This window comes from Sorangium sp. So ce128, from assembly GCF_051525245.1.
GTDB lineage: Bacteria > Myxococcota_A > Polyangia > Polyangiales > Polyangiaceae > Sorangium > Sorangium cellulosum_B.
The window spans coordinates 8,601,263-8,627,008 of sequence record NZ_CP150313.1 but is presented as its reverse complement, the minus strand read 5'-3'; the positions used below and the strand labels follow the sequence as shown (position 1 = coordinate 8,627,008).

The 25,746-nt window shown below is 71.5% G+C and carries 20 protein-coding genes; 8 read left to right on the top strand and 12 right to left on the bottom strand.

The window, feature by feature from the left end; translation table 11 throughout:
* Positions 1–87 precede the first annotated feature (87 nt).
* Together WME82_RS32730 and WME82_RS32725 are read left to right on the top strand one after the other, a co-directional pair.
* On the top strand, positions 88–723 hold the full coding sequence (locus WME82_RS32730) for a hypothetical protein (RefSeq protein ID WP_437740419.1): 636 nt from the start codon (positions 88–90) through the stop codon (positions 721–723).
* Positions 724–887: 164 nt separating this feature from the next.
* A complete protein-coding gene (locus tag WME82_RS32725; protein WP_437851417.1) occupies positions 888–1,271 on the top strand; it encodes a hypothetical protein in 384 nt (127 codons plus the stop codon).
* A gap of 122 nt (positions 1,272–1,393) precedes the next feature.
* Here WME82_RS32725 and WME82_RS32720 read toward each other — a convergent pair whose 3' ends face one another.
* The 3 genes from WME82_RS32720 to abc-f form a co-directional block, all read right to left on the bottom strand.
* Positions 1,394–1,651, bottom strand: a complete 258-nt coding sequence (locus WME82_RS32720; RefSeq protein ID WP_437740417.1) for a hypothetical protein — start codon at positions 1,649–1,651, stop codon at positions 1,394–1,396.
* A gap of 92 nt (positions 1,652–1,743) precedes the next feature.
* Entirely contained in the window at positions 1,744–4,314 is a 2,571-nt protein-coding gene (locus tag WME82_RS32715) for an ATP-binding protein (protein ID WP_438038502.1), read from the bottom strand.
* 135 nt (positions 4,315–4,449) lie between these two features.
* Entirely contained in the window at positions 4,450–6,072 is a 1,623-nt protein-coding gene (abc-f, locus tag WME82_RS32710) for a ribosomal protection-like ABC-F family protein (RefSeq protein WP_438038501.1), read from the bottom strand.
* A 271-nt stretch (positions 6,073–6,343) separates the two neighbouring features.
* On the opposite strand from abc-f, the gene WME82_RS32705 reads away from it, so the two are divergent.
* Positions 6,344–6,700, top strand: coding sequence for a Spx/MgsR family RNA polymerase-binding regulatory protein (locus tag WME82_RS32705; protein WP_438038500.1), 357 nt, complete (start codon positions 6,344–6,346; stop codon positions 6,698–6,700).
* Between the two features lie 3 nt (positions 6,701–6,703).
* On the opposite strand, the gene WME82_RS32700 is transcribed toward WME82_RS32705, so the two are convergent.
* From WME82_RS32700 to WME82_RS32685, 4 genes are all read right to left on the bottom strand, one after another.
* Positions 6,704–7,423 (bottom strand): hypothetical protein, encoded by a 720-nt coding sequence (locus WME82_RS32700; RefSeq protein WP_438038499.1) that lies wholly within the window; start codon positions 7,421–7,423, stop codon positions 6,704–6,706.
* Between the two features lie 228 nt (positions 7,424–7,651).
* The gene (locus WME82_RS32695; RefSeq protein ID WP_438038498.1) at positions 7,652–8,731 is read right to left on the bottom strand and encodes a hypothetical protein; all 1,080 of its coding nucleotides are present in this window, start codon (positions 8,729–8,731) and stop codon (positions 7,652–7,654) included.
* Positions 8,732–8,827: 96 nt separating this feature from the next.
* Positions 8,828–10,315 (bottom strand): serine/threonine protein kinase, encoded by a 1,488-nt coding sequence (locus tag WME82_RS32690; protein WP_438038497.1) that lies wholly within the window; start codon positions 10,313–10,315, stop codon positions 8,828–8,830.
* 371 nt (positions 10,316–10,686) lie between these two features.
* Positions 10,687–12,738, bottom strand: a complete 2,052-nt coding sequence (locus WME82_RS32685; protein ID WP_438038496.1) for a hypothetical protein — start codon at positions 12,736–12,738, stop codon at positions 10,687–10,689.
* A gap of 218 nt (positions 12,739–12,956) precedes the next feature.
* On the opposite strand from WME82_RS32685, the gene gndA reads away from it, so the two are divergent.
* Positions 12,957–14,489, top strand: coding sequence for an NADP-dependent phosphogluconate dehydrogenase (gene gndA / locus WME82_RS32680; protein ID WP_438038495.1), 1,533 nt, complete (start codon positions 12,957–12,959; stop codon positions 14,487–14,489).
* A 276-nt stretch (positions 14,490–14,765) separates the two neighbouring features.
* Here gndA and WME82_RS32675 read toward each other — a convergent pair whose 3' ends face one another.
* The 3 genes from WME82_RS32675 to WME82_RS32665 all read right to left on the bottom strand — a co-directional run bounded on the left by WME82_RS32675 (position 14,766) and on the right by WME82_RS32665 (position 18,076).
* Complete coding sequence (locus WME82_RS32675; protein ID WP_437851398.1) at positions 14,766–15,254, bottom strand: hypothetical protein; 489 nt, start codon at positions 15,252–15,254, stop codon at positions 14,766–14,768.
* A 364-nt stretch (positions 15,255–15,618) separates the two neighbouring features.
* Positions 15,619–16,761 (bottom strand): hypothetical protein, encoded by a 1,143-nt coding sequence (locus WME82_RS32670; RefSeq protein WP_438038494.1) that lies wholly within the window; start codon positions 16,759–16,761, stop codon positions 15,619–15,621.
* A 136-nt stretch (positions 16,762–16,897) separates the two neighbouring features.
* Positions 16,898–18,076, bottom strand: coding sequence for a hypothetical protein (locus tag WME82_RS32665; RefSeq protein WP_438038493.1), 1,179 nt, complete (start codon positions 18,074–18,076; stop codon positions 16,898–16,900).
* A 126-nt stretch (positions 18,077–18,202) separates the two neighbouring features.
* Here WME82_RS32665 and WME82_RS32660 point away from each other — a divergent pair, with 126 nt between their 5' ends.
* On the top strand, positions 18,203–18,865 hold the full coding sequence (locus WME82_RS32660; RefSeq protein ID WP_438038492.1) for a hypothetical protein: 663 nt from the start codon (positions 18,203–18,205) through the stop codon (positions 18,863–18,865).
* Positions 18,866–18,922: 57 nt separating this feature from the next.
* Positions 18,923–19,048, top strand: coding sequence for a hypothetical protein (locus WME82_RS32655; RefSeq protein ID WP_438038491.1), 126 nt, complete (start codon positions 18,923–18,925; stop codon positions 19,046–19,048).
* 159 nt (positions 19,049–19,207) lie between these two features.
* Here the strand turns inward: WME82_RS32655 and WME82_RS32650 are convergent, their stop codons facing one another.
* Both WME82_RS32650 and WME82_RS32645 read right to left on the bottom strand, forming a co-directional pair.
* The gene (locus WME82_RS32650; RefSeq protein WP_437740398.1) at positions 19,208–19,822 is read right to left on the bottom strand and encodes a hypothetical protein; all 615 of its coding nucleotides are present in this window, start codon (positions 19,820–19,822) and stop codon (positions 19,208–19,210) included.
* Positions 19,823–19,922: 100 nt separating this feature from the next.
* Entirely contained in the window at positions 19,923–22,424 is a 2,502-nt protein-coding gene (locus WME82_RS32645) for a M1 family aminopeptidase (protein WP_438038490.1), read from the bottom strand.
* 513 nt (positions 22,425–22,937) lie between these two features.
* Between WME82_RS32645 and WME82_RS32640 the strand changes: the two genes are divergently transcribed.
* Positions 22,938–24,200 (top strand): EB domain-containing protein, encoded by a 1,263-nt coding sequence (locus WME82_RS32640; protein WP_438038489.1) that lies wholly within the window; start codon positions 22,938–22,940, stop codon positions 24,198–24,200.
* Between the two features lie 20 nt (positions 24,201–24,220).
* On the top strand, positions 24,221–25,687 hold the full coding sequence (locus WME82_RS32635) for an OmpA family protein (RefSeq protein ID WP_438038488.1): 1,467 nt from the start codon (positions 24,221–24,223) through the stop codon (positions 25,685–25,687).
* Positions 25,688–25,746: the final 59 nt, after the last annotated feature.

The following is a 25,746-nucleotide window of genomic DNA, read 5'->3' as shown; positions in this document are numbered from 1 at the left end:
CGGACCTGCGCTGCACAGCCGCGTGTGGCCTGCGGTGTGCACGAGGCGGTCGTCGAAGACGGAACGAGCCAACCGGAGACAACTGCAATGAGCACGCGACGACTCGCGGCGGCCGCCATGACCGCCGCCGGAATGATGGCGCTCGCCGGCGCGGCGGAGGCGCAGGGCGCGGCGGGCCGGGATCAGCAGGTCCGGCCGACAGGCAACCTCCCTCCGGCGGATCAACCGCTCATCCGGCGCATCCCGGAGCCCACTGTCGCTGTGGAGGGCGGCCTCGGCGTGCTGGGCTTCCTGGGCGGCGCCGCGGGCGTCGGGCCGAGCTGGAACGTTCGGGTGACCGGGAGCATGTCGCCGCGCGTGGCCGTCGAGGCCAACTACACCGGCTCGGTGAACGAGCGCGCGATCGTGGGGAAATCGCTGGTGATGACCTCGCTCGACGCGGGTCTGCGCTACAACATCCTGCGCGCTGACGAGGCGATCGTGCAGCCGTTCGTTGTCGCGGGCGTGGGCTACGTGGGCTGGGCGGGCCGCGGCGGCGACGCGTTCGCGCTGTCGGTGCCGCTCACCGCGGGCGTGGAGCGGCTCGTCACGCGCAACGTCAAGCTGGGCGCTCGGTTCAACTTCCGTCCTGCGTTCTTCGACGACCTGAGCCTCGGCGGCGCGACGACCCAGACGGGCGGCGACACGTGGGCGCTGCTCGCGCACGGCGGCGGCGCGTTTTGACCTGGCCATCGGGTCTTGACCTGGGCCGCGCCTGCGGGGCGAGGCGAGCGTGGGCCGGGACCCTGTCGTCCCGTGGACGTGGAGTGGAGTACGCTGCCGCCCGCTCGGGCGGCGACCTGCCTTCGGGGTCCCGCGGCCGGGCTTGATCCACGGAGAACGACGGTATGAACACGCGCAGCGACTCGCCCCGTCGGGGCCTGAGCCTCTTCTTCACGGGGCTCTTCTTCACGGGGCTCGCGCTCGTCTCGAGCGCGGCTTGCTCCAGCAAGCAGCCGGCGACCCAGGGGACGTCGACGGTTGCGGCGGGCGAGCAGCGGGAGAACGGCTGTTCGACTGGGCCGCTCCTCGAGTGCCCCGAGGGCCAGCTCGACGGCTGCGCCAACGGGACCACCACGGAGCATCGCTGTGTGGACGCGGGGCGGGGGAGGTGCCTCGACATCCGGGCGGCGCTCGTGAAGTGCCTGGACGGCGAGATCCTGACGCACGACGGCTGCCCCGAGCCGGCCTACATGCAGCGGTGCGCGCCCAGGTCCGCGCAGCTGCCGTGAGGTGGCGCGGTCGTCGTCTTAAAAGTTCAGGGGTCGACCTGACTTCTTCTCGCTGTCTGCAGCGCTCACCGGTCGCCCTTGTGTCGCGCCCGCCGGCCGGACGGATCAACCCTACTTCCCCGCTACCCCGACGCGCGGGGCGACCTCGGCGCGGAGATCTTCGTATTCGAGATGATCGGCCCCCCCGCGTACGAGCCGGCGCCGCCTTCGCTGCCCCAGCTATCGACCTCGTCGGGCGGAGTGTCCTCGAGCTCGCCAGACGGCGTGATCGGCCCGCGGACGCCCGGGACATCCGCCTGCGGGAGAGGCCGCTTCTCCTCGCTGACCTCGTGTGCGAGGCGCGGGTCGCCCGGCGGATCGTGCGTGGTATCGACTCCCATGTCTCCTCCTTCCCGAGGGCTCCTGGGACCGGCGCGCTCGATCGTCCACTCCTCCCCTGCGGCGGCTGTCCCGTCTGCCCGCCGTCCCCGGCTCACCCCTCGTCCATGACGGGGATCGTGAACCTGAACGTCGTCCCCACGCCCACGCGGCTCTCCACGTGGATCGTCCCCCCGTGGGCCGCCACGAGCTCCCGGGCGATGGCCAGCCCGAGCCCGGTGCCCTTGTAGCCGTTCCGCTGGCCGCGCCAGAACCGCTCGAAGAGGTGGGGCAGCTCGTCCTCCGGGATCCCGGGCCCCGTGTCGGCCACCGAGAAGACGACGTGCTCCTCCCCGCGCTCGCACCGCAGCGTGATCGCCCCCTGGGCGCCCGTGACCTGGAGCGCGTTGCTCAGGAGGTTGGTGAGCACCTGGAGCACCCGATCGCGATCACACGTGACGAGCGGGACGTCGTCGGCCGCCACGACCCCTAGCTGGACCCCCTTCTCCAGGGCCTGCGACTCGAACGTCTCCACCGCCTCCCTGCCGATCTCCCGCGGATCCTGCGGCTGCCGGCGCAGCGCCAGCCGGCCGGCGCGCAGGCTCGCGAAGTCGAGCAGGTCGTGGAGCAGCCGATCCATCCGGTGCGCCGAGCGCTGGATCGCCTGGATCGCCTTCGTGTCGCCCTTCTCTCCCCGCGTCGCCGCGCGCTTCGTCATCACGGCGGCCGCCGTGAGGATCGCGCTCAGGGGGTTCCTGAGGTCGTGGGACACCGTGGCGAGCACGTTGTCCCGGAGCTCGATCGCGCGTTGCGCCGCCTCGTACAGGCGGGCGTTGTCCGCGGCGAGCGCCGCCCGCTGCGCCAGGTCGTGCGCCACCGCGAGGTCCGCCTCGTCGTAGACCCGGCCGGACCCTGCCGTCGCCAGCGTGATGCAGCCGAAGGTGCGGCCCCGCGCGACCATCGGGACCACCAGGGCCGACGTGATCCCGAGCGCCCGGGCGAACCGGCGGAGGGCGCCGTTCTCGTCGAGCGAGGCGACCAGCGGGTGCGACAGATCCCTGACGAGCTCCGGGCGCTCGCGGCAGAGGGCCCGCTCCAGCAGCGCCATCAGCGGCGGCGGGGGATCCAGCTCGCGGAAGAGCGCGCGCGCCCGCTGGAGCTCCTCCGGGCGCGTGTGGGTCACCGTGATCCCGCGCGCCTGCTCGAGGTCCGGGAGCGTCTGGATGACGCACCAGTCTGCCAGCTCGGGGACCGTCAGGTGCCCCACCCGGTCGAGCGTGCCCTGGAAGTCGAGGGTGTCGCTGAGGGCGGCGCTCGCGGCGGCCAGGAAGCGCTCTCCCCGCTCGACGCGCGTCCGCTCCGTGATGTCGAAGAAGGTCACGACGGCCGCCATCACGCGCCCGACCGGATCCCGGACCGGCGCCGAGCGCACGAGGATCCGCCCCTGCGCGCCGTCGTCGCGGACGATGTCGATCTCCTCGTCGATCACGACCTCGCCGGTCGTGATCGTCCGCGCGAGAGGCCAATCCCGGGCCTCGTACGGCCTGCCCGACCGAGCGTCGAAGCCCCGGCAGACGGCGTATCCATCGATGTCGTGGATGTCCAGGAGCGGCAGCCCGAAGATCGCCCCGGCCTGGGGGTTCGAGAGGAGGACGCGCCCCGTCGGCGGCTCGGCGATGACGAGCCCCGCCGGCATCTGCTCGACCACGGTCGCGAGCAGGGCGCGGGCGTCGTCCGCCTGGCGCCGCGCCGCGCGCTCCTTCGCGACGAGCTGCGCCTGCACGATGATGCCGGTCGCCCGGCTGGTCATCGTGCGCAGCATCAGCGCGTCGTCCTCGGAGAACTCCTCGGCGTTGCGGGAGCCGAGGATCGCGACGCCGATGGAGTGCCCCTCGTGGATCAGCGGCACGCCGTAGACGGCGCGCAGCCCCCTCGCCCGGATTTCCCGCGCGGTGACGGGCAAGCCGCCGGCCGCGGCGTCGAGCGACGTGGGCCCGCGCAGCGCGAGGACCGCGCGGGCGAACTCCCGCGCCGCCTCGAGCGGTGGCCCGGGCAGCGGCCCGTCGTCGATGCCCGCGGTCGCGTGGACCTCGAGGGCGTCTCCGTCCCCGAGCAGGACGATCGCCACGTCCACGGCGGCCGCCGCCTCCCGGGTGGCACGGAGCAGCGCCTTCAGGAAGGTGTCCAGATCGCTGCTTCCGAGCGCGGCCGTCGAGATGGCGTCGAGCGCCTGGAGCAGGCGCACGCGCGCCGCCTGGTAACGGGACACCGCGTCGGCGATCGCCTCGTCGATCGTCCCGTTCAGCTGGATGACCTCACGCCCCCCGTCCCCGCCGCCGTCCCGCTCCCAGAGCTCCAGGATCACGACGCGGAGCGCCGCGTACTCCATCACGACGTCGGCGAGATCGTACCCGTGGGCGAGCCGGCTCAACGCGTGGAGCCCGGGGAGCCCCCGGTGCTTCCGGTAGGCCGCCGCCGCCGTGCCCGCGCTGCGCGTGCCCTCGGCGATGTAGGCGAGGATGTCCGGGAGGTGATCGGTCGGCCTCGGCGCCGGCAGCCGCCGCGCCGGGCTGAGCGCCTGGACTCGGTACTTCCAGGCATCCAGGAGCGCGTCGTGGTGGCGCTGGATGAAGTCGGAGAGCCGCTTTGGGTTCGGTCTACCGAGCAGATCCATCGGGGACCTCACGATAGCGCGAATCCTTGAGCGCGTGTTCACCTAGCACCGACTCGAATCGACGAAATCGACGAGAGAGCGCCGCTCCCAGGCGGAGCTTGCTCGCCGCGCGCGCCGCACGCCGCGCGAGCGCCACGTCGGCGCGGGTCAGCTCCGGATGCCTGGCGCCTCGTGTCCGCTCTGGGCGACATACTCCAGGTATCCCCCGCCATACACGCGCGGCCCGTCGGGCAGGAGCTCCAGGACGCGGTTGGACAGCGCGGCGAGGAAGCGGCGATCGTGCGAGACGAACAGCATGGTGCCCTCGAACGAGGCGAGCGCCGCGACGAGCATCTCCTTGGTCGCCATGTCGAGGTGGTTCGTCGGCTCGTCGAGCACGAGGAAGTTGGGCGGATCATAGAGCATGATCGCGAGCACGAGGCGCGCCTTCTCGCCGCCGGACAGGATGCGACAGGGCTTGTCGATGTCGTCGCCCGAGAAGCCGAACGCGCCGGCGAGCGTGCGGAGCGAGCCGATCGAGGCCTGCGGGAAGCTCGCCACGATGGACTCCCAGACGGAGCGGGTCGGGTCGAGGAGCTCCATCGCGTGCTGCGCGAAATACCCCAGCTTCACACTCGCGCCGACGTTCACCCCGCCTGCGTCCGGGGCGGATGCCCCCGCGACGAGCTTGAGAAGGGTGGATTTGCCGGCGCCGTTTACGCCCATCACACACCAGCGCTCGCGGCGGCGGATCAGGAGGTCGAATCCGTCGTAGATGGAGCGCCCGCCGAAGGACTTCTTCACCCCGCTGAGCCGCGCCACGTCGTCGCCCGAGCGCGGCGCGGGCTTGAACTCGAAGCGGATCGTCCTCCTGCGCTTCGGCGGCTCGACCTTGTCGATCTTCTCCAGCTTCTTCACGCGCGACTGGACCTGCGCCGCCTTGGCGGCCTGGGCCTTGAAGCGCTCGATGAAGCGCATCTCCTTCGCGAGCATCGCCTGCTGGCGCTCGTACTGCGCCTCGGCCTGCTGCTCGTTGATGGCGCGCTGCTGCTCGTAGAACTCGTAGTTGCCGGAGTAGCTGGTGAGCTCGCCGCCGTCGATCTCGATGATCTTGGTGACGATGCGGTTCATGAACTCTCGGTCGTGCGAGGTCATGACGAGCGCCCCGGCATACTGCTTCAGGTACCCTTCGAGCCAGATGATCGACTCGATGTCGAGGTGGTTCGTCGGCTCATCGAGCAGGAGCGCGTCGGGCCTCATGAGGAGGATGCGGGCGAGCGCGACGCGCATCTTCCACCCGCCCGAGAGGGCGCCCACGTCGCCGTCCATCACGGCCTGGCTGAAGCCGAGCCCGGCGAGGATCTCGCGCGCCTTGGCGTCGAGCGCGTAGCCGCCGAGCTCTTCGTAGCGGGCCTGGGCCTGCCCGAAGCGCTCGATCAAGCTCTCCATTTCATCCATCCGCTCGGGGTCGGCGAGCGCGGCCTCGAGCTCGCGGAGCTCCGCGGCGACGTCGGAGACCGGGCCGGCGCCGTCCATGGTCTCGGCGACGGCGCTCCTGCCCTTCATCTCGCCGACGTCCTGGCTGAAGTAGCCGACGGTGACGCCGCGATCGATGGCGACCTGGCCGCCGTCGGGCGCCTCCTCCTTGGTGATCATCCGGAAGATGGTCGTCTTGCCCGAGCCGTTGGGCCCCACCAGGCCGACCTTCTCGCCGCGGTTCACCGCCGCGGAGGCCTCGAGGAAGAGGATCTGCTTGCCGTGCTGCTTGCTGATGGAATCGAGACGGATCACGAGGGGCGCTGCCGCTGGGGGCGGCTCCTTTCCGCGCCCCCTATACCAGACGGCCCGTCGCGCGATGCGGCATTTCGTCCGCCGCCGTCGGCGCCGGCGCGCGCCATGAACCGCCCGCGGTCAATCGGTGCATTGCTCGTCTTCGGGCGCATTCCGGGCGCATTGCACAGGAGCCCTTTTTTTTCTCTCCTGCTATGCGCGCGCTTTCCATCTCCTTTTTCGCGCTCATCCGCGCTTGATGTCGCGCGGTCGAGGGGGCAGAAGGCCCGGCATGAGCAAGGTCCAGATCCTCTCTTATGCCGGCTGCAGCACCTGCAAGCGAGCGCTGAAGTGGCTCGGCGAGCGCGGCGTCGACGTCGCCGTGCGCCCCATCGTCGATGAGCCGCCGACGGCCGCAGAGCTCGCCCGGTGGATCCCAGCGAGCGGGCTCTCGGTGCGCCGGTGGCTCAACACGAGCGGGCAGAGCTACCGCGCGCTCGGCAAGGCGCGGGTGGACGCCGCGAGCGACGACGACGTCACGCGGTGGCTCACCGAGGACGGGAAGCTCGTGAAGCGGCCTGTGCTGGTGAAGGGAAACCGGGTGCTCGTGGGCTTCCGCGAGGACGACTACGCCGCGCTGTTCGGCTGAGCCTCAGGGGGCCGAGGTGAAGCGGCCTCCCCGGACCTGGCTCAGCTCGAACGAGCTCTCCGGGTCCAGGTTGTTGTCCGTCGTGCCGCTGCGCGAGCGGCGGATCACGACGTCCACGTCGCAGCTCTCGGGCTCCTGTGAGCTGGTCGCCTCCAGCTCGCCCGCGTCGATGGTGTACGTCCCCGGGTCGCCCCCCACATCGAACGTCTTGGAGAAGATGCAGTCGCCCTTCACGTCGATCACCATGTCGTCCCCGGACGCGCTCGGCGACCAGGTGATCGTGAGGTCCTCGCCGCGCGGGACTGGCTCTCTGGGCAGCGCCTCGAGGTCGAACGGATCGGGGAGCGTCCCCACGTTGTTCGTCGCGTCGTCGTCGTCCTCGTCGTCGCGGTCCAGCAGCACCTTGATCTCGGTGCCTCCTGCGCCGACGTCGACGCCGGCCTCGTAGACCCCATCGCTCTCGGCGGACATCGCGACCGCCTCGCCGTCCACGGTCGCCGAGATCCGATCTCCCGCGCTCAGGATGACGTACGTGTTGCTCTCGTCGCCGCCGGCCTTGAGGGTGGCCCGCAGGGTCGTCGACGACGCGCTCTCGGCGATCGCCTCCAGGGTCGCCGAGATCCCTCCGGTCTTGATCTGCTGCGAATCGAGCGTCTCCGTGCAGCCTGCGAGCAGACCGGCGGCTGCGACCCCGAACATGGCCATCGTGGTCTTCGTGATCATGAGTTGCCCTTTCCTCACCGCCTCACCCGCCAGGGCGCGTCGGCCTGTAGTTTTCCATGGGATACTACGCTCGGCCGCGCCCCAGGACGAGGCGCAAGGTTCCGACGGTGCGCGGCGAGGCGGTCGTGGATTTCCCTTGGACGTCGCATCGCAACGCGGCTTCGAGGCGGCGTGAGCGTGCGCCGCGCTACCGTGCGCGCGCGAAGGCGGCGACAGGCGCGGGCTGGTTCACCACTGGCTGCGCACCACGACGCCGCCGCCGGTCGGTCCCGCGAGCAGCGACCAGCTCATCGCGCCTGCTGGGTGGTAGGGCGCGGCGCCGGCCTGCGCGCCGGTCGTCGCGCTGGCCTGCGAACCGGACGAGGAGGGCTCCGTCAGGAAGAGCACGAGCGCGGTGCCGGCCAGCGCCGCCCCGGCGCCGAAGCCGATCGTGCTCACCAGCCCCAGGTCCTTCGCGCGCTTTCCAGCGGCCTTCCCTTCGGCGGTCTTGCATACCGCCCTGCCGGAGCCGACGTCGTCGCAGTCCTCCTCCGCGTGGCGGCCCTCGCTGAGCGCCATGGCTCCCGTCACTCCCCCGGCGATCAGCCCGCCCAAGGCGAGCCCGCCCGTCACGTACGTCAGCACGCGCCGGCCGCTGGTCCCGGTCGGCGCCGGCGTCCGCGACGCGCCCTCGTCGTGCTGCGACGGCGGCGGGGCGGACTGCTGGGGCGGCTGATCCGCCGGCGTCGCGGGGGGCGGCGCCTCCGGGAGCTTCACCTCGAGCTCGATCGTCTTCTCCTCCGACTTCTCGATCGTGAACCGCACCTCGTGGGTGGGCCCGCCCGGCGCCTTCGTCGTCACGACGTGCTCGCCCGGGTTGACGGGGAGCGCGATCCCGAGCGAAGGCCCCTCCAGCGTGATGCCGTCGCGCTGGACCACCGTCCCGGCGGGCGCGTCGGCCGGCAGCGACAGCGTGAGCTGTGGCACGAGCGGCACGAGCGCGTCGCGCTGCTCGAGCACGAGCTTGTAGCGATCGTACTGCTTGAGCTGCTCGGACTCGGATAGGCGGGAGTAGAGCGAAAGGAAGTCGTTGTAGCGCGCGACCGCGGTCGCGGTGCGCCCCCACTTGGCCTCGCACTCGGCGAGCGTGAACAGCCGCCCTGCGCGAGGATCGAGCCGGTAGCTCTCGGTGAGGGCAGGGCATCCGGTCTGGAACTTCCCTGCCAGCATGTCCGCGAGGCCGCGGTTGAAGAGCGACTCGGCCACGGCCACGGCGTCAGGCTGCGCGTTCGCCGGCGCGGTGACAGCAATGCACAGTAGTCCGCTCAAGACGGACCCGGGCCAGAAGGTTCGCATCGGAGGTAACATGAGATACCTCCTTTGGGACCGCCCCAGGCAAAAAATCAGCGGGTTGTGGGGCCGCGCTCAGTCTGCGCCGTAGAGCGACTCCCGGGGCTTCGCCGCGGGGGCGGCGGAGGCGGTCGGCGCGATCTTGCGCCAGGCGCCGGGCGGCGGCGCCGGGGTGCGCGGCGCCGGCGAGGCCTTCGCGCTCGCCAACACTTCGGGAGCGATCGCCAGGCTGCTGTTCGCGGGCGGCGCGGCGGCGGGGCTCGCCGGCGCCGCGAGGTCGGTCGACCTGGGCGTGCCGGCCTCCTTGCCGGCCTCCTCGGGGCGGGCTGCGCCCGGGGCGGCATCGGGCGGCGTGGAGGGCGGCGCGACGGCCGCAGCCTGCGCCGCCTGCGCCGCCTGCGCGTGCTCGGTGGGGCCGGGGGCCGGGGACCTGCCCTTGCTGAACGCGGCGAAGGCGAGGGCGCTGCCGCCGACCAGGGCGATGGCCGCGACGACGAGCGCGGATCGGCTCCGCGGCGCCGCGGTGGTGCCGGTGCCGGTGCCGACCCGGGTCTCCACGCCCGTGCTGGACGACTGGGCGGCCACCGGCATCGACGACCCGGGCCCCTGGCTGACATGGCTATACCGCGGGATCGGCGTCTCCAGCGCGGCCAGGCGCGACGACCTGACCGTCATGGGGGCGATGTCGAAGACCTCGGCGAGCGCCTCCACCGTGGACGAAGCGGTCGGGAAGCGCGCCCCGGGCTCGCGCGCCGTCGCCTTCGCGAACCACGCGTCGAAGCCCGGGGGCAGCTTCACCCCCTCCTTCTCCGCGCGCACGGACGGGGGCTCCTGCGGGCCGTGCATCGCGATCACCGCGAACGCCAGCGAGTTACTGTACTCGCGCATGTCGTTCAGCCAGTAGGCCTTGCCGACGAGGGTCGTATACGCGATCATGCCGAGCGCGAAGAGATCGACCGCCCGCGTGATCGTCTCGCCGCTGAACTGCTCGGGCGCCATGTAGAGCGGCGTCCCGAGGGCGGCGGTGTTCGCCCCTTCGATCGCCGTCTCGGCGACCAGCTTTGCGATGCCGAAGTCAAGCACCTTGATCCGGATCTCGTCGTCGTCGTCGCTCGCCGCGAGGAAGAGGTTCGCGGGCTTCAGATCGCGGTGGACCACGCCGGCCGCGTGCGTTTTGTCCAGGGCGTGCGCGGTCTGGCGCAGGTAGGCGATGGCGTTCTCCGGCGGCAGGCGCCCGCCGCGGCGGATGCGCTTGCTGAGCTCCTCGCCGCGGAGCAGCTCCATCACGAGGAACGGCATGCCGGTGTCCAGGTCGATCCCGGCGTCGAACACCTCGACGATGTGCTCGGTCGCTATGCGCGCGGCGATGCGCGCCTCGAGCTTGAACCGCGCGTGGAACTCGGGGTTCTCGGCGAGGTGCGGGTGCATGACCTTGAGCGCCCGCCGCCGATCCGTCTCGACGTGGACGACCTCGTAGACCGCCCCCATCGCACCCGTCGCGATGCTGCGCACGACGCGGTACCTACCAGCGAACAGCATCCCCTCGTTGAAGTTCAGCGACATAGTCTCACCCGCGTCGAACGAGGTTACACCACCTGGTCGGACGACCGCACTCGTTAACTTGCAGACCTTACAAACTTGTGGGCCGTAAGACTCCCCACATGGAACTCCCCAATGTAGGCGCGTTCGTTAGATCTGCGCGCACCAGGTAACAGGTAAGCGCCCTGCGCTGATTGGCGCCGCTTGCGCGGAGCCCCGACCGTCGTCGCTCGTCGTCGCTCGTCGCCGCTCGTCGGCGCGAGAAGATCCCGTGATTCCGTGGCTTACGGGGCTCTCCAGCGATGATGTGGCGCCCGTCCGTTCTGATCGTTTTTCACGACAGACACATCGACATCGTCAGATGCACGGGCGGAGCGTGGGCGCCGCCTGTCCCGTCAGAGCACGAGCACCGCCAGCAGCCGGGGCCCGTGGAACACGTCGAACCCACCGAGTTCGAGCTTGCGACCGATCGTGTAGATCGTCTCGTCTCCGCGTCTGGTCGCATGGATGCTCGATATGATACCCTGGCCGATCGCCTCCACGTTGTAGGACAGCTCGGTGAGCAGGCGGAGCCGGCTGAGGTACGAAGTCAAGCGGAGCCGGAGCCCCACCGACACATTGCCGGAGAGCGCGATCATCGTCGCCTCGTCGACCTCGCGCGGGGCGCCGGGGACCGCGGGATCCGCGGAGAAGGCGTAGCGCACCGGGCCGGCGCCGCCGTAGAGGCCGAGATCGCCGAACGGCGCGAGCCGCGGCCACTCGCCGTTGCCCATCCGCACGCTGAAGCCGCCCTGGTAAAACCGCGACGTCACGCTCTGGGCGGGGCTTTGCCGCTCGAAGACGTAGACGTCGCCCTCGCCCGGGTCCCGCTCGCGGAGCGCATAGAAGATGCGCGGGAGCTTGTAGTCGATGTACCTGAAGCCCGCGAGCAGCTCCTCGAGGTAGAGGTCGTCCGCGGCCTCCGGGAAGAGCTTCGTCAGGTCGAAGCCGACGTCGATCTGGCGGAGCAAGAGCTGGAAGGGCGCGCTGGCGACGGCGCCGGCGTCGCGGTCGGTCGCCGGATCGACGGCGAGCTCGGTCACGTTCCCGGCGGTGAAGCGCGCGATCTTGAGGCTCGTGCTCACGCCGGCGAGGTCGGCGCCGATGTCGAAGACGTCGCTCGCGAAGCCGTTCAGCCCGAGGAGCTTGCCGAGCGAGCCGTCGTACTGGATGTCGCCGCCCGACGAGAACAGCCGGTCGGTCTTGAAGCCGGCGTTGAGGCGCGCGGCGTCGCGCGCGTGGTCGAAGTCGTACGTGAGCAGCGCCCGGCCGCCGACCATGAACACAGGATCGACGTCGTAGGCGAGCCGCCGCGTCCTGCCCCGGTAATCGTTGACGCCGCCGGAGGAGCCCGCGCTCGCGAGCTGGTGGAAGAACAGGAGCTCGACGTCGCCCTTCAGCTTCAGGTGGACGGCGTCGAGGCTGATCGCCCGGCCCTGCTCGAGCAGGCCCTCCTGCGCCTCGAAGCCCGCCGTGTCCTCGAGCGGCGTCTGCGCCGGCGCGGAGAGCGCCTCGGCGCAGGCGGAGAGCGCCGCGCGCTGCTCCTCGAGCACCCTGGAGATCGCCTCCGCGCGCGCCACGGCGGCCCTGTAGCCGGGCTCGTCCCGCGCCACCCGCCGGGCCTGCTTCACGACGTACGGCGCCACGGCGAGCGCCTCGATGTGCATTCGCAGGACGAACGACAGCACATGGAGGGCGTCGCGCGCGATCGTCCGGGCGGGCTCCTGCCCTGCGCTCGCTGCGCGGAGCGCGGCGGCGGCGACAGCGACGTCCCGGTGCGCTCCGGCGAGCGCCCGCCGCCGCGCGCCGGCCCTCGCCTTCGCGGCGGCGATCTCGGGCGTGTCGGGGGCGCCGAGGGGCCTCCCGGCCGAGAGCCGCTCGACGCTCCGCTCCTCGGCGGAGAGCGCCCGCGCGTGCTCGGCGAGCGCCTGCCACGCGGCCGGCAGGCGGCTCGCGGCGCTCGCCTCGCGCGACGGCGCCGCGAGCTCCGCGAGCGCGTCGAAGAGGCGCGCGAACGCGGGCGGCGCGCCGCGCTCACCGCGCGCCGCCGCGCGGGCGAGCGCCTCGTCGAGCTTCGCGCGGTAGAGCTTGGCGAGCGGGACCTCGTGCTCTCCGTCGTAGGGGGGCGTCTTCTCGAGGCGCGCGCGGAGCCGCTCGCCCTCGTCGTCGTCGAGGCGGAGCGCCGCGATCCACGCGTCACCCGGGGAGTACGGGGTGCTCGAGAGGACCTCGTCGGCAAGCCAGGCCGCTCGCTCCAGATCCGCGGCGCGATCGTCGATGATGGCGCGGCGGGCGTCCTCGTTCGCGAAGGCGCGGGCGGCGCGGGCGTTGTACGTGGTTGGCCCGCAGGCCGAGGCTGCCGCGGAGGCGAGGAGCAGGAGGCCTGCGAGCGCCGGGCCCGGTCGCATCGGCGAGAGCCTACCATGGCGTGCGAGCGCACTGGACGCCGCGCCGCCGGCCTGCTCAGAATGCGCGGCCGTGGCTCCCAGCCGACCCAGCGAGATCGACGGCGCGCGGGCCTGCGGCCTGCGATTCGCGGCTCGCGGCTTGCTGACCCGTCGTCCTGGCCGCGCAGCACTGCGGTCGCTGGCGGCGAAAGAGCCACGTGTGAAGGAGAAGAACCGGGATGAATGATGCCACATCCAGCTGCGACATCGGCATGATCGGGCTGGCCGTCATGGGCGAGAACGTCGCGCTCAACATGGCCGACCACGGGTTCAAGGTGGCCGTGTACAACCGCACGGTGCAGGTCGCGAAGGACTTCGTCGCGAGGAACCCGAGCACGCCCGGCGGCCTGGTCTGCTGCGAGACGCTGAAGGACTTCGTCCGCGCGCTGAAGAAGCCGCGCAAGGCGGTGATCCTGGTCAAGGCCGGTCCGCCGGTGGACATGGTGGTCAAGCAGCTCATCGAGGCGGGCGTCGAGCCGGACGATATCGTCGTCGATCTGGGCAACTCGCTCTGGACCGACACGATCCGCCGGGAGCAGGAGTACGCGAAGCAGTGCAAGTTCTTCGGCTCGGGCGTCTCCGGCGGCGAGGTGGGGGCGCGCTTCGGCCCCTCGCTGATGCCCGGCGGCGATCCCGTGTCCTGGCAGCACCTGGAGCCGATCTGGCGCGCGATCGCCGCCAAGGTCGATCCGGCGACCGGCAAGCCGATCGAGGGCGCGTCCCCCGGCAAGCCGGTGGAGGGCGGGGTCCCCTGCACGGCGTACATCGGGCCGAACGGCGCGGGCCATTACGTGAAGATGGTCCACAACGGCATCGAGTACATCGACATGCAGCTCATCTGCGAGGCGTACACGCTCCTCGACGGGCTGCTCGGGATGTCGAAGGACGAGATGTCGCGGGTCTTCTCCGAGTGGAACAGCGGAGATCTCGACTCGTACCTCATCCAGATCACCGCGGATATCCTCCAGCAGAAGGACCCTGTCCAGAAGGACAAGCCGTTCGTCGATTTCGTCCTCGACACGGCGGGGCAGAAGGGCACGGGCAAGTGGACGAGCAGCAACGCGCTCGACATGGGCATCCCCGCGAACGCCATTGCGGAGGCGGTGTTCGCCCGTTGCCTCTCTGCGCTGAAGGACGAGCGCGTCGAGGCCTCGAAGCACCTCTCTGGCCCGACCCCGACCCCGGTCGCGGACCGGCAGGGGACGATCACGGCGATCCGTGACGCGCTGTATTGCTCGAAGATCTGCGCCTACGCGCAGGGCTTCCAGCTCATGGCGGCGGCGCAGGCGGAGTACAAGTGGACGCTTGATTTCGGCACGATCGCGAGCATCTGGCGCGGCGGCTGCATCATTCGCGCCCGCTTCCTCCAGAAGATCACGGAGGCGTACACGCGCAATCCTGGCCTGACGAACCTGCTGCTCGATCCGTACTTCAACGATCAGATCAAGCAGGGGCAGGCGAACTGGCGCAAGGTGGTGTCGATCGCAGCGCAGAACGGCGTCTGGGCGCCTGCGTTCATGTCGGCCCTGTCGTATTACGACGGGTACCGTGCGGCCCACCTGCCTGCGAACCTCCTGCAGGCGCAGCGAGACTACTTCGGGGCGCACACCTACGAGCGCACGGATCAGCCGCGCGGCAAGTTCTTCCACCTCGACTGGCCGGACCCCTCCCGTCCTCAGCTGGACATCAAGGGCACCGGCGGCGGGCACTGACGCCCGCGCGATTCCCGTCCTCAGGGCACGAAGCCCGTCTTCCTCCCCCTCACCCTCGGCCACCAACGTGAACGTGAACGTGAACGTTTACGTGGTCGTGGTCGTGGTCGTGGTCGTTCACGGCCTATCGTTGACGACCACGACCACGACCACGTAAACGACCACGACCACGACCACGTAAACGTCTACGACCACGACCACGTAAACGTTCGGATGTGGGAGAACGCGGCGCGAGGCTTGGCCTCTCCTCGGGCCGGGCTCCCGCGAGGACTCCCCTCAGGTGAGGCTGATCCGCGGCCGCAGGTTCTGCTCGCGCAGGAACGGCTCGATGTCGTCCACGATGTCGAGCTGCACCCCCGCCAGGCTCATCGCCGCCGCGATCGTCTGGATCCCCATGCGCCCGAGCTTGTTCATCTCCGGGGGCGGGCGGACGACGATGTGCTCGATCTTGTCGCGCACGTTGAGCCCCCACTGGGTCAGGATCATGCGCGCCTCGCTCTCGTACCGCACCATGAGCGCCATGTCGTAGATGAAGAACGCCCGCTCCCCCGGGCGCATGACGCCCACGAGCTTCTGGTACGCGTCGACCGAGATGAACCGCGCGGCCTCACCGGTCGCCACCGTCTCCCGCAAGAGCTGAACGACCATGCCCGCCGGCTGCGTGATCCACACGCCGACGCTCCCGGTGTCGTCGAGCAGGTGCGGCTGCCTGCGGAACGCGAGTCTGCGGTTCGACGGGAGCATCTCTCTAAAGACAATAGCCATTCCGGCTACCGGGGCCCGCCCGCGACGACCGGAAGCGCCCCACCCGCCCGACCGGTCCGGTCGAGCCGAAGCGCGCTGTTGTTTCACACATCACCGGCCGAGCTCCTCCCAGGGGGTCAACGCTGCGTCATGGTGGTCGCAAAAAACGGATTCGGCCAGAAATGTGTGATCCTGCCGCCTCGGACCCCCCACGGGGACGCCGCACAGCCAGGCGGACGCGGGCGCGGCCGCGCTCGACCGGTCCCGCGAAGGCAGGCCATGGCGAAGATCCCCGGGCATCCCTGTGCTCCCCCCTGGCCGAGCAGCTTGCGCGCCGAAAGGCCCGGCGCCTCCCGCGCGGCGCAGGGAAGCGGCGCGCAGCCGTTCAGGCGAACAGCGCGGCGCAGGCCGACCCGATGAGGTTGACGTGCTCGAGCCGGGCGATCCGGGGCTCGACCTGGGAGCCGACGAGGGCGCGCAGCGTCTCCTGCACCCGCGGCGCATAGCGGGGATCGCCCCAGAAGAGGCTGCCCTCCGCGAGGATGCCGACCCCAGGAGGGCTGTCGAGCACGTCGGTGACGGCCGCGAGCCCCGCCGCCACGAGGTCGGCCGAGCGCTGGAGCAGGTCGCCAGCGACCCGCCGCGCCTCGTCCGCGCCCTCGTCGCGGAGCCGCACGAGATCCGCGGAGCTCGTCAGCGGGGCATGATCCGGACACAGCCGCCCGAAGAGCCGGGGCAGGTAGGCCCCGGACACCGCCTTCTCGAACCGCTGCGCGCCGGGGTTCTCCGAGGTCGCGTCGAGCTCCGCGTCGAACGGCTGGAGGTGCGGAGGGTTGAAATTCCCGTTTTCGAGGTTGACCGCCATCGGCGCGACGAAGTGACCCGTCTTGAGCTTCGGGATCCGGCCGGCGGGGAGGAACGTGGCCATGTTGGTCCCCGTCCCCACGATGAGCCCGATGAACGCCGCGGGCTGCGACCCGCCGTGCGCGAAGGCACCCCCGAGCAGGCTCGCCACCGTGTCGTTCAGCACCCGGACCGGACCGGGCCGGAGCCTCCGCGCGCCGAGCGCCCGGCCGAGCCGCTCGCCCACGCTGGTGCCCTCGACCCCGGCGACCTGGACGCCCTTGGTCCAGCGGAGCAGCCGCGCGTCGAGCGACGGCAGCGTCTCCGACGGATACGAGAAGCAGTACCCCACCGGCAAGCCGTGCACGGCGCCCAGGCGCTCGACCAGCTCCGCCTGCACGTCGAAGAAGGCGTCGCCCGTGATCTCCGGCCCGCCCGGGAACTTCGCAGGCACGGGCCCGGCGACGATGCGCGACTCGCCGCCCGGCAAGAGCTCCACGATGGCGGCGCGCAGGTTCGTGCCGCCAGCGTCGACCACCACGGCGCGGCCCATCATCCCTCCCGGCGGCGGCGCGAGATAGGCAGGGAGCGCGGCGATCTCGGTGCCGGGCGTGGAGAGGCCGAAGACGATGCGCGCCGCGAGCGTGCGGCGGATGTCCTGGAGCTCGGTGAGCGAGAGCTTCATCGGCGGAATGCTTACCCTTAGGCCCCTGAGAAGGAAATAACTTTGCAAGTGGCGCAAGTGAGGCTGAGCGTGCTTGGCGTCGGCCTCGCTCGGACGGCAAGGGGCCAGCGCCCCGCTGCCGCGATTGCGCTGTGCGTCACCTGGAGGAGGTCGCTGGAGAGCGGTTGTCGTCCACACCGAAGACGACGGGATAGACCACCGTGGCAACGCTCTTGCGGTCTGCGGCGGAGGGGAATCGGAGGCCCCGGAAGACGTCGAGCACGCAGCCGACGACCTTGGCGTCGCGGAGCGGGGGAGCGGGCGACGACGGCGGCGTCGCGCCGGGCGAGGGCAGCGCAATGAGGAGCGGCGCGTCCTCGGGCGGGCGGTCGGCGTCACCCGCGTAGGTGACCTTCCCTTCGCCATCGACGACGAGGTGTACGGGCAGGCGCCCTTGGAGCTTGGGGTTCTGGCGAAGGCCCTTTTCAAAGCAAGCGCGCATCTCGCCGAAGCGCTCCTGGACGACGCTCCGCACGACGTGAGGCGGGATGTGGGCTTTGCCCTTGATCGGGTCATAGGGGTTGCTCTTGCAACGGGCGGCAATGCCCCTCACGGCCTTGGCGTCCTGGTCGAGCTCCCTCTCCAGGCCGGCGCGGGCGACACCGGCCTTCTTGCGGTCGTGAGCGCCGAGCGACGCCTGGAGCTTGCGGGCCGCGGCGCCGGTCCGGGCGAAGCTCTCCCGGATGTCCTTGGCGCCCTGGGCGAGATCCGGATCGGAGGCCTGGACCGCGGCCGCGCGGGCCCAGAGGTCGAGCCGATCCGCGATCCTCCCGAGCACGTCGGGCGGCGTGTTCAGGTCGGATTGCCGGAGCACCTCGATCATCCTCGAGGCTTTCTGGACCTCCGGGCCGAGCGCCTTGCAGTCGGCCTCGATCGAGCGCGCGGCGCTGCCTTTCCCGGGGAGGGGGATGGGGGTGGGGCGGGAGATCGGGGCGCGCTCCTTCACGGGCGAGCGGGCGGGCGGACGGTTGTTTCCGGCGGAGCGGACAGGCGAGCTCGCCTTGTCGGACAGTGGGATCGGGGTGCGCGGCTTGGGGGCCTCGGGCGCGGTGTCGCGGGCGCGCGTGCTCCTCGGCGGGCGCAGGGCGGCGCGCTCCTTCTGCTCGGGCGAGCGCAGGGCGGCGCGCGCCTCGCGGGTCGAGCCCTCCGGGACAGCGCTCGGGGCGGCGACCCGGGCGTGCGTGGGGTCGGCGTCGGCGGCCGGCTCTCTCCGCGGCGCAGCCCCGCAGCCCAGCAGGGCATGAACTCCGACGAGGACGAGCCACGCGCTTCGCATCCGTTCCTCCGAGGTGCGTTCGACGTACGAGCCGCTGTTTTGATACAGTACACCGGTCCGAACATCGCTTGCAGGCGAAACGGCGGGGCCTCCCAGGAGGTGGACAGGCAGCGCAGGGAGTGTGACGTGAACAAGCGCGAGAAGAACGGCCGCGGGGGTGGGAAGGACGATCACGGCAAGGGCGGGGGCGAGCTCGCGGAAGCGGCGTGCGCGCTCGAGCGCGAGCTCGTGCGCTTCGAGGAGCTCGCGGAGTCGGCGCGGCGGCTTTCCCTCGATACACGCAAGGGGATCGAGCGCGCGGCGAAGTCGACGACCGAGGCGGCCGAGGCGCAGCAGCGCGTGAGCATGGCGCTCGGGTCGCTCATCGCGGCGATCGCGGCGGCGCGGGATCGCCACGAGGCGACCGCCACGGCGCTCGCGGCGCGCGGCGAGGAGATCAAGCGGCGGGCGGAGCAGCTCGGGGAGCTGTTCCAGCGCTTCGCGGCGCTCGGGGAGGAGGGGCGGAGCATCAACCAGCTGGTGCAGGAGACCGCGGCGCGCCAGCGGGAGGCGACGACGCCGGAGCAGATCCACGAGGTAGTGGCAGCGATGGACGAGGTGGAAGGGCGCATGGGGCGCCTCGCCGACGAGGCGCGCGCCCTCGCCCAGGCGGCGACGGCCGCGGGGATCGTCGACCTCGCCGAGCAGGCGGACGGGATGCGGCAACAGGTGACCGCGATGCGGAACAAGGTGGGGCTCCTGCGAAAGGGGATGCTGGCGCGGCTGGGAGGGGGAACCCAGCCAAACTAGCGGGTCATAGGCGTTCACCAAGCTTCGCGCCGCGTTCTCCTACATCCGAACGTTTACGTGGTCGTGGTCGTGGTCGTGGTCGTGGTCGTTTACGTGGTCGTGGTCGTTTACGTGGTCGTGGTCGTGGTCGTTCACGACCTATCGTTGACGACCACGACCACGACCACGACCACGACCACGTAAACGTTCACGTTCACGTTCACGTTCACGTTGGTGACCGGTGGAGGAGGGGCGGCTTCGCGCCCTTAGCGTGACCGAACGAGCTTGGTTAACGCCTGGGAGGGGGAGGGGCCTATCGCCGTGTCGATGGGGGACGGGGGAATACGATCCGACAGGGATCGGCTAGGCGGACGGCGAGCGGCAGAGCGTGAAGTAATGGTCGAGCGAACGCTCGCCCTTGAACGCCGCGCCGATGGACACGTCCTTCGAGACCCGACGCATGAAATCACGGGTTCCGTTGTAGACGAAGAACTGGAGTCCTTTGGTGTTGGGGACGACCCGGGGCCAACCGTCAGGTACGGGGCCGTCAGGGACCTGGAAGTAGTCGATCACGATGGCGCCACGCTCCTGCCACGCAGGATTGCCGGCCGTCGGGACCGCGACGAAGAAGCCCGGGCCAATCCAGGGACGCGTGAGCCCCTCGTTGTAACCGAAGAGCCGCGCGCTGCCGTCCTCGGGCAAGGCAAAACGCTTCTCGAAGAAGCGGAATGTGGACGGGAGAGGAAGGCTGTTCCTGCCCTCGTGATGAACCGCCACGCGGCGCGGTGTGCCGTCCGGGACGAAGAAGTCGAGCGTGAGCGGGGGGGCGTGGCTCGCGGCGGCATAGAGCGCCCGCTGATCCGCGCGCGTCGTGGTCGACAGGGCGCTGCGGCGCTCCTCGTGCGTCAGACCATCGAGGTGCTCGGCGATGCGAGCAATCGGGGCGTTCTGGCGAAGAAGTTGGACGAGCTCCGACATGGGCAGCGGAGCATAGCAGCGTTCGGTTGCAGCGTAGAGGGCCGGCCTCGCCATGGAGCGAGGCCGGCGGGGAGAGAGGCGATGTCGTGGCGAGCGAGCGTCAGAGGCAATGGACGGGAGAGCGCAGCAGCTCGGCGGTGGTGTCCGTCACGTCGGCGCCCTCGACCCCCGCGGCGAAGCGGCGGAAAGCCTGCTCGTCACCCCTCGTCAACGCGAACGCCGCGCAGACGGCGGCGGGGTGGGCCGAGCGGGCCGCGGGCGAGCGGAGCACCCGGGCGAGGCCGTCCAGCGCTCCCTGGTTGCCGGCCGCCGTGGGCGCGGCGGAGGCCACCACGGCGCGGAGATCCGCGGCGAGGACGTCGGCGACATCGGTCGCGCCGAGCACGCCGGCGAAGAAGGCACGAAAGACCGACAGGACAGCCGGGTCGAGCCCGTCCACGTACGTCGCGAGGTGCCGGATCGCGAGCACGCGCGCGCGCACCGAGCTCGCCATCTGCGCGACCCTGCCCCACGTGCGGAGCGCCGCCTCGGGCGGCAGCTTGAACTTGGACAGGTACTGGAGCCGCACGTCGGAGACGCCGCCCGAGGCGAGCCCGGTCTCGAGCGCGGACCAGTCCTCGGCGAAGAGCGCTTCGGGGGACACGACGGCGCTGCACGACGCGTAGCTTCCGACGTAGTCGAGGCCGTAGCTGTAAGGCGCTCCAGCGAAGAGGTCGGTGAGCACGCTCGACCACGCGCCGCGGACGTCGGCGTCGAGGCCCGGCGCGCACGCGACGTCGCACGCCGCGGCGAGCGATACCGCCCGGGCCGCCTCGCCGTCGAGGCCCTCGACGAACGCCTCGAACTCCTCGGGCGCGAGCCCCTCGGGCAGGCCGTCCTGGAGCGCGGCGAGCTGGTGCGCGCCGCCCACGTCGAGGAAGCACGAGACGCCCTCGGGGTCCGCGGGGACGCGGCGCGGGGCGAGCGTCGCGGCGTAGGCCTCGAGATCGCGGTCGGTGCTCAGGAAGGCCCACTCGGGGTGGCGGTCCTGCGGATCGACGACGAGGAGCTCGCCCGGGCGCGCGGGCGCGACCTCGACGCGCTCGCCGGGCGTGAGCGTCTGCACGCGGGTCGGGCCGTCGCCGGCCACCCACGCGAGCTCCAGGGGCGCGACGAGCGCGCCCTCCGGATCGTGCACCGTCACGAACGCCCCGCCGGAGGGCGCGGGGTCGACCGTGAGCCACGGGAGCGCCTTGGCCACGACCGCTCGCCGCGCGCGCGCAGCCGCCTCCGGGCCGAGCGCCGGCGCGAAGGCGTCGAGGAAATCGTCCGTGCCGATGGTCCCGAACCGGCGCTCCTCGAGCACCCCGCGGAGCGCCGACCAGAACGCCTCCTCGCCGGCCAGGCTGCGGATCTGGGTGAGCAGCCAGGCGGCGCGGCCGTAGGGGCCGCTCGTGTACTTCTCGCCCGGCGCGAGCGACGGATCGCGGACGGCGTCGCCGTCCCGGGGGCCGAGCTCGTCGCCGTTCAGCGTCCCCGCGCCGCTCTCGTCCGTGTAGACGCGGACGCCCTCCTGCTCGAGCAACGTCGCCATGCCCTCCTTGATCCAGAGGTCGTCCCAGGTCTCCACCGTCACGAGGTCGCCGAACCACTGGTGCGAGAGCTCGTGCGTCGTGAGCAGGAGATCCGAGGCGAGCGCGGGCTGCGTGCTCCGCTCCTCGCGCTGGAAGCTGATGCTCGCGTGCTCGATCCCGCCCACGGAGAAGTCCGGCAGGAGCACGAGCGCGTACTTCTCGAAGGGGTACGGCACGAGCAGCTCCTCGAAGCGGCCGATGGCGCGCGCGAGCTCGTCCACCATCCTGCCGTGATCGCCCGGCAACCCGCGGCGGTGCCAGACCGCGACGGGGAGATCGCCCTTCGTGCCGCGCTCGACCTCGAAGTCGCCGATCGCGAACGCCATGAGGTAGGGCGGCAGCGTGTAGGCGGTCTCGTACCGGACGAGGTGGCCCGACGCCCCGAGATCCTCGTCGCCGACGAGATCGCCGTTGGCGATCAGCGCCTCGCCGCCGTCGACGCGCATGGCGATCGAGAAGATGGCCCGGTCCGAGGGCGCGTTGTGGCACGGCATCCACCGCGACGCGCCGAGCGGCTCCGACACCGTGTAGACGGCGCGCACGGCGACCGGATCGCCCATGCGCGCCGGCACCGCGCGGAGGGCGTCGCCGGAGAGCGCCTCGTAGTCGATCTCGAGCGCGATCGGCGCGCCGCTCATCGCCTCGGGCTCGCTCGAGAGGTCGATCGCGAGCGCCTGGCGCTGCGGATCGAGCGCGTGCGGGAGCGCCCCGCCGCCCTTCCGCCGGACCTCCTTCACCTCGGCGACGGCGCTGTCGAGGACCACCGTCCTCGGGCCGTCTCCGGTGAGCGACAGCGTGAGGCCCAGCGTCGCCACGAGGCGGCTCCGCTCCCAGTCGAACTCGCCCCGGAGGTCGTAACGCTCGACGTCGAACGCGCTCCCCTCGAGCGGCGCCGGGCCCTCGCCCGAGCACGCGGCGGCGAGCGACCCAAGCAGCAGGCAAGCCACACGGAGCGCTCCGGGGCGGTGTTTCTGGAGTGTGCAGTGCATCGCGGTTCCTTCGATCGGAAGAGGGATTCATCTCGCGAGGCCAGGCGCCAGCGCTCGGACCCCCCGAGCCCACGGCGGCGCAGCGACGCGTAACTGACCGCGGGACAGTTACAGAACCAGGGCGCGTGGCCAAGCCAGGTGATCGCGCCGGAGGCCCCGGCGAGCCGCTCGGTGATGAAAAGAAGGGGCGCTCGGTCGCCCGCGTCACGGTCGCTCGGCGCTCCGGGCCGCCGCGCGTGGAGGCCGCGCCTCCGGCGCGCGCGATCGCCCTCTACCGTGCTCTCCGCGCCTCGTGCGCGCGGGGAGGGAGGAGCGATGATCAGCTGCCCAATCGGCACGAAGGGTGAGCGCATCGACATCGCACCGACGGTGAGCGCTTCTCCCGCTTCCCGCTCGCGCGCGAACGAAGGTGTGGATGCATGGTATTGCAGGCGCGCACCCTCGCGCACTCTGGGCGCGAATCGCCTTTCATTTGTAAGGGTTGCGGCGACCTGTGCGAGGATGCTCCCCGCCATGGCACAACACAAAGATGGGTGCGCGCGGGGGCGCTCGTGGGCCGCGCCGCTGGCTGTAGGCGCGGCGCTCGGCGTCGCGCTCCTTCCGAGGAGCTCGTCCGCTCAGACGTGGACGGGCGGGCGGACGACGCCGGTGCTCGACGAGATCGTCGCGATCGACAGGACCGGGGAGCCGCGGTGGCCCTACGGCGAAGAGGACGTCGCGGGCGACGGCGAGACCTTCGACGCGCCGGAGCGATCGATCGACTTCCGCTCCGCGTACGCGGTCGCCGCCGACGGGCGGTTCTGGGTGCGCGGGTACGTGTCGGAGACGGCCGCGATCAGCGGGGAGGCGACGCTCTTCGTGTTCATCGACACCGACAGGAACCGGCAGACCGGCGGCACCGCCGCGACGGCGGGGATCGACGACCGGTTCACGAACGACGGGTCGCCGGGCGGCTACGAGGTCGTGCTCGGCGTGAAGGGCGACGGCACGCTCGTGAGGGTCTGGTCCTTCTCCGGGGCGTCGGGGCGGTACGAGCCCGTCGACGTGACGGACGCGCAGGTCGCGACCGAGGCAGGGACGGACATGGACCCCCTGCTGATCAACGACGCGACGCGGGGGTACGCGCAGGCATCCATCGCGCTCGACATCGTGGGCGTCGGCGTGTCGTGCGAGGCGAACCTGTACTTCCGGTCGGTGAACGACGCGGCGGCGCTCGGGCCGGGCGATCTCGACATCGGCCTCTCCGCGCCGTGCGTGGCCGGCGATGCGGACGGCGACCGCGTGCCCGACGTGATCGTCCCGCCCTCCGGCTGCACGCGCGACGCGGACTGCGCCGGCAGGGGCATCTGCGTGGACGGCGACTGCATCCTGCCGGTGTCGTGCGTCGACGATGTCGACTGCGACGCGGACGAGGACTGCTCCGCGGACCACCGGTGCGTCCCCACGCCCGGGGAGACCTGCACGTCGAACGCCCAGTGCGGCGACCTCGTGTGTGTCAGCGGGCAGTGCGGCCCGTGCTCGCCGGGCTCGTCCGAGTGCGGCGCGGACCTGCGCTGCGCGCCGACCGGGCGCTGCGTCGACGGCGGGGCGTCGAGCGGCGCGGGCGGCCCGGGCGAACCGGATCTCCTGCCGGGTGATGCGGTCCAGGGCGGCGCCTGCGCCTGCGCCGCGGGGCCCGCGCCGTACGGAGGGGGAGCCCTGTCGCTGCTCGCCGCCGGCGGGCTCGCGCTCCGGTTGCGGAGGCGCCCGCGCCGCGGACCCGGAGCCGGCCGATGAAGCCGATGAAGAGGAGAACCATGCGCGCACCGATCCTCGCCGCCATCACCTGCGCTGCCTGCGCGGTCCTCGCCGCCGCGACGCCCGCGTCGGCGCAGAGCACGGACATCGACGTCGAGCGCTTCAAGCCGGCCGTCACCCACGACGCCTTCGTCGTCACGGAGGGCTCCGGCGTCCGCGAGCCCGGCGATCCATGGGCGTTCGGGCTGTTCCTGAACTACGCGCGCAACCCGCTGATCGTCGCGACGGGCGACGGCGAGGTGCGCAGCCAGATCGTGAGCGGCCGTCTGGGCGCCGATCTCATGGCGTCGGTCACGATCGCCGAGCCGTTCGCGCTCGGCCTCGACATCCCGTTCTTCCTCGCGCAGTCGGGCGAGGGCTCTCCGTCGTTCGCGGGCCTCGGCGACATCCGGCTCGTGCCGAAGCTGCGCCTGCTCGACGACCGCGACTCCATCGGCCTCGCCCTCGTGGCCGAGCTGCGCGTCCCGACGCACACAGGAGATTTCGCGGGCGGCGCGCGCAACGTCGTGTTCTGGCCGCGCATCGTGCTCGATCACCGGTTCGCGCCCGGCCTCAGGTTCGGCGTCAACGCGGGCGTCGCGATCCGCGAGGGGACGACGTACGCGAACGTCGAGGCGGCGAGCGAGCTGACGTACGCCGCGGCGCTCGGCTACCGCTTCGGCGGCATCGACGGCAAGGTCGAGATCGGCGCCGAGGCGAACGGCGGCATCGGCATCGCCGCGGACAACCTCAACGAGGAGGAGACGCCGCTCGAGGCGCTCGGTTACGTGAAGATCAACCCGAGCGAGGAGTGGGAGATCACCGCGGGCCCGGGGATCGGCGCGCTGGCCGGCTACGGCGTGCCGATCTTCCGCGTGTTCGCGGGCGTGAAGTACACGCCGACCTCGCACGACAGGGACCACGACGGCGTCGACGACGAGCGCGACCAGTGCCCCGACGTCCCGGAGGATCGTGACGCCGATTACGACAGCGACGGCTGCCCCGAGGAGGACGCCGACGACGATAAGGACGGCGTGCCGAACGCGGACGACGAGTGCCCGGACGAGAAGGAGACGATCAACGGCGTCGAGGATGACGACGGCTGCCCCGACAAGGGCGAGCCGCGGGTCGCGTACGAGCAGGGCGAGTTCGTGATCCGGGACACCATTCGCTTCCGGACCGGTTCGGCCGAGCTCGAGCCGGACTCGTACAGGACCCTGGACCAGGTGGCGCTCGTCATGAAGGCGAACCCCGAGATCGAGCGGCTGCGGGTGGAGGGGCACACCGACGAGACCGGCACGGCCGAGCTGAACCAGGAGCTGAGCGAGCAGCGCGCCGAGGCGGTCCGGAAGTACCTGATCCAGAAGGGCGTCAGCCCGGGCCGGCTCACGGCCGAGGGCTTCGGGTCGGACAGGCCGGTGGCCGAGGGCACCGACCCGGCGAGCCTCGCGAAGAACCGCCGCGTGGAGTTCGTGATCGACGAGTGAGGCGCGCTCGCCCGGGAGCGGCGCGTCGCGCCCTCCCGGGCACGGCGGCTGGCCCGCGG

Excerpts from the sequence above, each read along its gene's own strand:
- WME82_RS32635 (WP_438038488.1), top strand. The coding sequence starts at position 24,221 with ATGCGCGCACCGATCCTCGCCGCCATCACCTGCGCTGCCTGCGCGGTC.
- WME82_RS32720 (WP_437740417.1), bottom strand. The coding sequence starts at position 1,651 with ATGGGAGTCGATACCACGCACGATCCGCCGGGCGACCCGCGCCTCGCA.
- WME82_RS32665 (WP_438038493.1), bottom strand. The coding sequence starts at position 18,076 with ATGCGAAGCGCGTGGCTCGTCCTCGTCGGAGTTCATGCCCTGCTGGGC.
- gndA (WP_438038495.1), top strand. The coding sequence starts at position 12,957 with ATGAATGATGCCACATCCAGCTGCGACATCGGCATGATCGGGCTGGCC.
- WME82_RS32675 (WP_437851398.1), bottom strand. The coding sequence starts at position 15,254 with ATGGCTATTGTCTTTAGAGAGATGCTCCCGTCGAACCGCAGACTCGCG.
- WME82_RS32700 (WP_438038499.1), bottom strand. The coding sequence starts at position 7,423 with ATGATCACGAAGACCACGATGGCCATGTTCGGGGTCGCAGCCGCCGGT.
- WME82_RS32730 (WP_437740419.1), top strand. The coding sequence starts at position 88 with ATGAGCACGCGACGACTCGCGGCGGCCGCCATGACCGCCGCCGGAATG.
- WME82_RS32670 (WP_438038494.1), bottom strand. The coding sequence starts at position 16,761 with ATGAAGCTCTCGCTCACCGAGCTCCAGGACATCCGCCGCACGCTCGCG.
- WME82_RS32640 (WP_438038489.1), top strand. The coding sequence starts at position 22,938 with ATGGCACAACACAAAGATGGGTGCGCGCGGGGGCGCTCGTGGGCCGCG.
- WME82_RS32645 (WP_438038490.1), bottom strand. The coding sequence starts at position 22,424 with ATGCACTGCACACTCCAGAAACACCGCCCCGGAGCGCTCCGTGTGGCT.
- WME82_RS32725 (WP_437851417.1), top strand. The coding sequence starts at position 888 with ATGAACACGCGCAGCGACTCGCCCCGTCGGGGCCTGAGCCTCTTCTTC.
- WME82_RS32650 (WP_437740398.1), bottom strand. The coding sequence starts at position 19,822 with ATGTCGGAGCTCGTCCAACTTCTTCGCCAGAACGCCCCGATTGCTCGC.
- WME82_RS32685 (WP_438038496.1), bottom strand. The coding sequence starts at position 12,738 with ATGCGACCGGGCCCGGCGCTCGCAGGCCTCCTGCTCCTCGCCTCCGCG.
- WME82_RS32690 (WP_438038497.1), bottom strand. The coding sequence starts at position 10,315 with ATGTCGCTGAACTTCAACGAGGGGATGCTGTTCGCTGGTAGGTACCGC.
- WME82_RS32705 (WP_438038500.1), top strand. The coding sequence starts at position 6,344 with ATGAGCAAGGTCCAGATCCTCTCTTATGCCGGCTGCAGCACCTGCAAG.